At 72.1% G+C, this 6,074-nt stretch carries 6 protein-coding genes and 1 tRNA gene; 3 read left to right on the forward strand and 4 right to left on the reverse strand.

Annotation, left to right across the window (positions count from 1 at the left end; translation table 11 throughout):
• On the reverse strand, positions 1-977 hold a 977-nt coding region (locus tag ABT112_RS34495), incomplete at its 3' end, for a serine/threonine-protein kinase (RefSeq protein WP_351515760.1).
• A gap of 627 nt (positions 978-1,604) precedes the next feature.
• Here ABT112_RS34495 and ABT112_RS34500 point away from each other — a divergent pair.
• Both ABT112_RS34500 and ABT112_RS34505 read left to right on the forward strand, forming a co-directional pair.
• Positions 1,605-2,177: an RNA polymerase sigma factor gene (locus ABT112_RS34500; protein WP_351515761.1), complete on the forward strand. Its 573-nt coding sequence runs from the start codon at positions 1,605-1,607 to the stop codon at positions 2,175-2,177.
• Positions 2,161-2,901, forward strand: coding sequence for a hypothetical protein (locus tag ABT112_RS34505; protein ID WP_351515762.1), 741 nt, complete (start codon positions 2,161-2,163; stop codon positions 2,899-2,901). Before ABT112_RS34500 ends, ABT112_RS34505 begins: the two co-directional genes overlap by 17 nt.
• A 79-nt stretch (positions 2,902-2,980) precedes the next feature.
• Here the strand turns inward: ABT112_RS34505 and ABT112_RS34510 are convergent, their stop codons facing one another.
• Entirely contained in the window at positions 2,981-3,907 is a 927-nt protein-coding gene (locus ABT112_RS34510; protein WP_351515763.1) for a LysR family transcriptional regulator, read from the reverse strand.
• 113 nt (positions 3,908-4,020) lie between these two features.
• Between ABT112_RS34510 and ABT112_RS34515 the strand changes: the two genes are divergently transcribed.
• Positions 4,021-4,461 carry a VOC family protein gene (locus ABT112_RS34515; RefSeq protein ID WP_351515764.1) on the forward strand — a complete coding sequence of 147 codons (441 nt, stop codon included), beginning with the start codon at positions 4,021-4,023 and terminating at the stop codon, positions 4,459-4,461.
• A gap of 115 nt (positions 4,462-4,576) precedes the next feature.
• On the opposite strand, the gene ABT112_RS34520 is transcribed toward ABT112_RS34515, so the two are convergent.
• Positions 4,577-4,663: transfer RNA gene (locus ABT112_RS34520), tRNA-Ser, on the reverse strand.
• A 190-nt stretch (positions 4,664-4,853) separates the two neighbouring features.
• The coding region (locus ABT112_RS34525; protein ID WP_351515765.1) for a S1C family serine protease at positions 4,854-6,074 on the reverse strand (1,221 nt) is incomplete at its 5' end.

Consider the following 6,074-nt stretch of genomic DNA (forward strand, 5'->3'; position numbering starts at 1 on the left):
GGGACCGGCGCCGCGGAATCCGGAGCCGCGTGGGCCACGGTCCCCGCCGCCGGCACCGGGGGCGTCCCGGCCGGGGTCGCGGAGTCTTGCGGCTGCTCCTGGGCGCCGGCAGTGATGCGGGGAGCCGGAGTTCGGGGAGCCGCGGTTCGGGGGGCCGCGCTCCCGGACACCACCTGCGACAGAAGCTCCTCGACCCGCCGGGCGTCCAGGCGCTCCCCGGCCTCCTTGGCCAGCAGCCCTTCGATCACCGAGGACAGCTCGCCGGCCTCCTGCGGCGGTTCCAGCTCCTCGAACGCGATGGCGTGCGCGGTCGCGAAGGCCGACTCCCGGCGGAACGGAGGGCGGCCCTCCACCGCGTGGTACAGCGTCGCCCCCAGCGCCCACAGGTCGGAGGCCGGACTCGCCGGCTTGCTCCTGAGGCGCTCGGGTGCCACGTAGTCCATCGACCCGACGAACTCGCCGGTCGTCGTCAGGGCGGGTGTCCCGGGGGACACCGCGATCCCGAAGTCGGTGAGGACGGTCCGCCCGTCGTACCCGAGCAGCACATTGGCGGGCTTCACGTCCCGGTGCAGCACGCCCGCGTCGTGGGCCGCCCGCAGCGCGGTGGCCACGGCGGAACCGATCCGGGCGGCCTCACCGACGGGCAGCCGGCCGCGCTCCTTGATCGCTCCGCCCAGGGTGACCGAGGGGACGTACTCCATGACGATGCACGGCTGGCCGTCGTCGTCGACGACATCGTGGACCATGACCACGTTGGGATGGGTGATCTGCGCCGCGCTGCGGGCCTCGCGGCGCATGCGCTCCTGCAGCACCCGGATCTCGTGGTCGTCGAAGTGCTCGGGAACGATGAGCTTCTTGACGGCGACGTCCCGGCCGAGCAGCACGTCCTCGGCCCGCCACACCGTTCCCATGCCGCCCCGGCCGACGCACTCGGTCAACTGGTACCGGCCGACGAGGAGCGCCCCCGGATCGGACACCTCGGACCCCCCTTTTCTCGCACGGCCGCCGGAAAGCGCGGCGCGGCCACGATAGCCCCTGGAAGCGGAGCGTCCGGATCCGCGTCCGGCCTGCGAGGAGGGCCATGACGTTCGGCGCCGGGAGGGCTACGGCCCGTACCTGACGCGGCCCGCACCGAGCCCACGCCCGTGGACCGCCCGCCGGGCGACCGACGCCCGGCGGGAGGGGAGGAGTCCGCCGGAAGCCCGCACGGCCCCGCACGCCTCGTACGGCCCCGCACCGCCTCGCGCAGCCTCGCACGCCTCCACGAACATAAGCTACCTGCGCGTAACCGGACGAGTGCATTCCGTAAGTTTTTCGACTCTCGTCATGCACGTTCGGGCATTGCCGATCGCTATAGAGGTGGAGAGCACAAGTGGTGCCCTCTGGAGTGCCGGGGCGGGGGCCGTCACTCCGACCGACCACCGATAGGACCCGAACGTCGTGAATTTTCAACTCGCTGGTGACCTCGTCATGGTTGCGCTGGCGGCCCGCGTATTCGGTGCCGACGTACACCGCCTGCTGCGCCGTGCCGCCGCAGCCGGGGTACGCCTGGGTGTCTCCGAGTTGGCCCGGCCCCACGGGCGCGACCGGCGGAGGGGAGACCGATGAACCGGACCTCCCGCCCGAACGACGTGACTCTCCTGCCCGGCGGACTGCCCGCCGACTTCCGCGCCTTCCATCAGCTCATGCGGCCCGCCTACGTCCGGTGGGCGGAACTGCACCTCGACAACAACCGGCACGACGCCGAAGAGGCCGCCGACCACGCCTTCGAGCAACTGCTGCTCTCCTGGCCGGACGTTCTGGCCCAGGAGAACCCGGCCGGCTACGCCTGGGTCGTCCTGAAGAACCGCACCCTGGACCTCGCCCGCGCCCGCAACCGCCGGGCGACCGTCATGGACACCGCCGCCTTCGAGACCACGGCCCTGTGCAGGGCCGTCGATCCGATAGGCGAACTCGAGGAGAGCCTGTCGATATACCAGGCCATCCGGAAGCTTCCGGAACGCCAGCACGACGTCATCGTTCTTCGCTACTGCCTGGACCACACCACCGCCGAGACCGCGGACATCCTCGGCATCACCGAGCCCGGTGTGCGCTCCACGGCCCGCTACGCCAAACGTCGGCTCATGGAGACGCTCGGCCTGAACCGGAAGGGAAGCGCCAATGATCTCACCCGTTGAACGCGCCCTGGCCAAAGCCCGCCTGCAGCCGCGCCCCTATACGGAAGCGGAACTGGAAGCCGCCGAGATCCGGATCGCGGTGCGGGCCGTCGACCGGATGCTGAACGGAGCCCTCTCCTTCGACGACGAGATGCGGCACGCCCGGGACGAGACCGGCCCGCCCCGCCCGTCGGCCCCCTCCCGCCCGCTGCCCCGCTGGGAACAGCAGCTCCGCGCCGAAGCAGCCCGCGACCTCAAGAACCTGTGCCGTGCGGTCGTGGAACAGGAAGGCGCCCTGCACCAGATGTCGACGTTCCTCTCGCTGCGCATCCTCGAACCGGACGGCGCACGGGTACTGGGCTGCGTCCTGCAGCTCGCCACCCGGGAGGACAGCGCCCGCTTCTGGTGGCAGTTCGCCGCGGGTGCCGGGGACACCGCCGCCACCTACTGCCTCTACCTCCACCACATGTCGCTCGGGGAGACCTGGGAGGCGGACTGGTGGTTCACCCAGGCCTCCCCGGAGGATGCGGCGCGGAACGACAGCGGGCTCCGCGACACCCCGGACCTGGCGCTGAGCCTGCGCCTGCTGGGGCTCCTGGCCGCCGACCGGGTCCACATGAGCGCCGCGACCAGCGCGGTCATCGACTACGTCCCCGGCGCGGTCGAGTTCGTCGACGAGGTCGACCTCCCCCTCCCCGAGCCCGACTTCGCCCGGCACATCGAGGAGCTGACGGCCACCACCTGAACCGGCGGACCGACGGCCCGCCGACAGGGACGGTGGAACAGCACGGAACGGGTGCCTCCCCCACCCGGGAGGCACCCGTTCAGCACACCCCTGCAACCGTTGGCGCCCCGGCGGCCTTCGACGGCGCCCCGGCGGTGTCCGACGCGGCCCGGACGAACGCGCGGATGCGCTCCGTGGTGTTCCCCGCGGGCCACACCAGCCCCCGTTCGATCGGCGGTGCGTCGTGCAGGAGAACGTAGGCGACGTCCGGCCGCGGGTAGTAGTGCCGGGCGTGCTCCCCGACCGGAAGGACGCCCCTGCCCAGCGCGACCAGCGTGAGCATTTCGGAGAACGACCCGCCGGTCGGCCCCTTCGGAACCAGCCTGCCCGACGGGGTGCGGTCCGGCGTGCGATCCCGCTTGAAGGCCGCCGAGGCCGCCTCGGGGTACTGCACCACCGGATGGTCCGCGAGCACGTCGAGGGAGACCGACTCCTCGGCGGCGAGCGGATGTCCGGCCGCGACGGCGAGCACCCGTCTCTCGGTCAGCAGGGCCGGCCCGCAGGCCATGCCGTCGAACGGGTACGAGGCGATGAGGACGTCCACCGAGCCGTCGAGCAGGCTCGCACGGGAGGTGGTCAGCTGCACCTCCCGGATGTCGACCCTGCAGTCGGGGTGCCGCTCGCCGAACAGCGCGGCCGCCTTCCGGAGCAGCGGCGCCGCCCCCTCGCCGAGGAAGGCGACCCGCAGCTCCCCCGTGACACCGCGGCCGGCGTCGGCGGCCCGCCGGAGCGCCTCGTCGATCCCGGCGACCAGCGGCGCAAGGTCGTCGGCGAGCTGCCGGCCGATCGCCGTGAGCCGGACCGTTCTGCTGGTCCGCTCGAAGAGCAGGGCGCCGACCCGCCGTTCCAGCCTCTTGATCACCTGACTGACCCGCCCGGTCGTGACGCACAGGCGTTCGGCGGTCCGGCCGAAGTGCAGCTCCTCGGCGAGCGTCAGGAACGCCTCGGCCTCCACCCGTTCCAGCATGATCCCCCCATCGTTGAAATGTACTCAACGACCGTATTCCGAACCGGCCTTGATGGCGGTTCCGCCCCGGAGGATCGTCGGGGGCACCCGTCCCGACCCCTGGAGGAATGTTCATGACCGTCTCGGACAGCACCACCGGCCGGCGCCCCGCAGGAGAAGCGGCCTCCCTGCGCGTGAAGGCATTCGATCACTTGGTCCTCAACGTCGAAGACATCGAACGGTCCCTGGACTTCTACACCGGCCCCCTCGGCCTGGAACCGGTCGGCGTGGCCGAATGGCGGGCCGGCGAGACCCCGTTCCCTTCGGTGCGGATCACCCCGGAGACCATCATCGACCTGGCCGAGAGCCCTCGGGGAACCTCCAACGTCAACCACATCTGCCTCACCGTGGAACCGCTGGACTGGGACGCGTTCATCGCGTCGACCACCGTCCCCGTCCTCGACGGCCCCGTCGACCGCTCCGGCGCCCGGGGCACCGCCCGCTCGGTCTACGTCCAGGACCCGGACGGCAACACCGTGGAACTCCGCTGGTACCCGCAGGACGCCACGGCCTGAACCGCGGCCGAGCGACGCCGTCCCGCCCGGGAGCGGACTGGCGAAGCGGCCCCACGAGAAAGGGCGCCCCTGAAACGGAGCGCCCCTTCCAGTCGGCTCATGCGCCGACTTACTGCGGAGGGTGTGGGATTTGAACCCACGGTGACATCGCTGCCACGACGGTTTTCAAGACCGTTCCCTTAGGCCGCTCGGGCAACCCTCCCCGCGTCGCCGACCAGCGGTGACGCGCAGGTCAGCCTAGCCGGTCCGGGGCGGTTCGGGTGGCGGAAGGGGGCAGCCGACCTCCGTGAGGTGTGCTGCCCCCGTCACCTGCTGCCCGGGTGACCGCCGCTCGCGCCCCCTGCCGTCGGCCGGCCGCGGCCCGAGCCGTCAGCCGGCCGCGGCCCGTGACGTCAGCTGTCGCCCTTGCGGGCTCCGAGCGTGACCGGCACCGTGTGCTCCTTGCCGTCGCGCTTGTAGGTCAGGTCGACCCGGTCGCCGGGCTTGTGCGTCCAGATGGTGCTGATCAGCGTCGGGCCGCTGTCGATCACCGTCCGGTTGAGCTTGGTGATCACGTCGCCCGGCTTCAGTCCCGCCTTGGCGGCCGGGCCGCCCGGGGTGACCGGGTCGGTGCCGCCGTTGCCGTTCTGCGAGATCCGCGCGCCGTCGTCGCTCTGCTCGCGCATGTCCACCTGGACACCGATCACCGGGTAGACCGGCTGACCGGTCCGGATCAGGTTCTCGGCGACGCGCTTCGCCTGGTTGATCGGGATCGCGAAGCCGAGGCCGATGCTGCCGGACTGCTGCGTCTCGCCGCCGAAGCCGCCGCCGCTGCCGGCCGACTGGATCGCCGAGTTGATGCCGATCACGGCGCCCTCTGCGTTCAGCAGCGGGCCGCCGGAGTTGCCCGGGTTGATGGACGCGTCCGTCTGCAGCGCGCTCATGTACGAGGCGTTGTTGCTCCCGCCGTCGCTGGAGGCGACCGGGCGGTTCTTCGCGCTGATGATGCCGGTGGTGACCGTGCCGGCCAGGCCGAACGGGGCGCCGATGGCGATCGTGGCGTCGCCCACCGCGACCCGCTTGTCGGAGTCGCCGAGCGGCAGCGGGTTGAGCTTCGCGTCCGAGGCGTTCTTGAGCTTGATCACCGCGACGTCGTAGCCCTTGGCGTTGCCGATCACCTCGGCGGCGTACTTCTTGCCGTCCGAGAAGGTCGCGGTCAGCTTGCCGCCGTCGGCGGCGGAGGCCACCACGTGGTTGTTGGTGAGGATGTGGCCCTGCTTGTCGTAGACGAAGCCGGTGCCGGTGCCGGCCTCGCCCTGGCTGCCCTGGGCCTCGATGGTGACGACGCTCGGCAGGGCGCGTTGCGCTATGCCCGAGACGGACTTGGGCGACCGGTTGAGCGCCTGCGGGTCCCCGGAGGTGGAGACCGTGGTCGACCCGGTGCTGTCCTCCTGGTTCGCCGCGAAGTAGCCGATGCCGCCGCCGACACCGCCCGCGACCAGCGCCGCGACCAGGACCGCGGCGACGATCCCGCCGGTCCGCCGGCGCGGCCCGCCCGGCGGGGGCGGCACGGGACCGCCGCCCCAGCCGCCACCGGGCGGCGGCGGCCAGGCCTCACCGCCGGAGCCGCCGGG

Origin of the sequence: Streptomyces sp. NPDC002055 (assembly GCF_040296705.1) — a bacterium.
Classification (GTDB): domain Bacteria; phylum Actinomycetota; class Actinomycetes; order Streptomycetales; family Streptomycetaceae; genus Streptomyces.